Below are 1,162 nucleotides of genomic sequence, written 5' to 3' on the forward strand. Positions count from 1 at the left end.
TAGATTTGGGGAATGGCTCGGCAAGAGAATTCGGTTCTTGTGTGTTAGTTGGCGTAATTCAGACGGGGCGACGTTGGGTCTAACATTGGTTGAGGCTCACATGGACCGGGTGAGCTATGAAGGAGGAATATTCATCCTCGAGGTAGAGGAGAGTGGAGGGAAAGCAGTCGCCAAAGGTACTGCAACTCTCCCGATTGGCGCTATTTTTGCGTCTAAGGCATCCTTTGTAGTTTAATCTACCCTTTGTCTTTTGATGCTAGTTCCGATACCCTATTCAGACGATGACAGATGTAATGTACGGGTTCGTAGGACGTCTTCAATTGACAGGTGACAGGCTTCGGTGAGACGGCATGTTTGACGAGAACTCCAAAGATTGCAGCTTTTTCTCAGCTGAAGTGAATTATTAGATGCAGAACAAAATGATCTCTTTCGGAAAACCACACTACAAGCGCTAGACCGTCACATCAAGCCTCAGGTTCAACACACATATTATCTGAGATGATAGCAAGTATACTTCCACTTGATAACTAGCACAAACAAACTATCGACAGCAATGACAATAACCGTATCAAACATGCCTGAGCTCTTTAACGGGTACTGTCCTCAAAAGAGACTCGTTTTCTTTTGCGATGCTCAACTAAAGATGTCTGAAGAGAGGCAACTACCTTTTTCACATCATCCAACTCTTTTCTGAGGTTGCCAATCTCAGATGCAAGTTTCCTCTTCAGTAGGCGCTTCATTGCCTTGTTTTCCAGTTCTCTGCATATCTCCGTCAGCCTTCCTCTGGGCTTCAAACAAGCTTATCTGGTGCACTTACTTCAATCGATCGTCGGTGCTAACATGATTCGTTAGTAAAGATCACTTAAGGGTAGAGAATAAAGCTGGATATTTGAGCTTACTGTTCATTGGCATGACTTACACGTCTGTGTAGCCGGGATGATGAGCTGTCAATGGCTTCCATTTTTCTCCAAGGCTTAGATACAGTGCCTTTCTCGTCTCTGTTCACAGATTCATCGTCTCTGTCAGGTCGTTTACCATTTTTGATCATCTTCTTCGCGGTAGACGATCTATGTCGGCGTGAAATCGCTTCTTTTCCACAAGAACTTTCCTCTGTCGAGCTTTCGTCTTCTAGCAGTTCGAGCAATTGAGAATGAAAATCGTC

1 protein-coding gene is annotated in these 1,162 nt (G+C 44.4%); it reads right to left on the reverse strand.

What is annotated here, in order from left to right; genetic code table 11:
• Positions 1-895 precede the first annotated feature (895 nt).
• Positions 896-1,162, reverse strand: a 267-nt coding sequence (locus DL88_RS21185; protein ID WP_210165338.1) for a hypothetical protein, incomplete at its 5' end; no start/stop codon positions are given.

Origin of the sequence: Beijerinckia mobilis (genome assembly GCF_000745425.1) — a bacterium.
GTDB classification, from domain to species: Bacteria; Pseudomonadota; Alphaproteobacteria; order Rhizobiales; family Beijerinckiaceae; genus Beijerinckia; species Beijerinckia mobilis.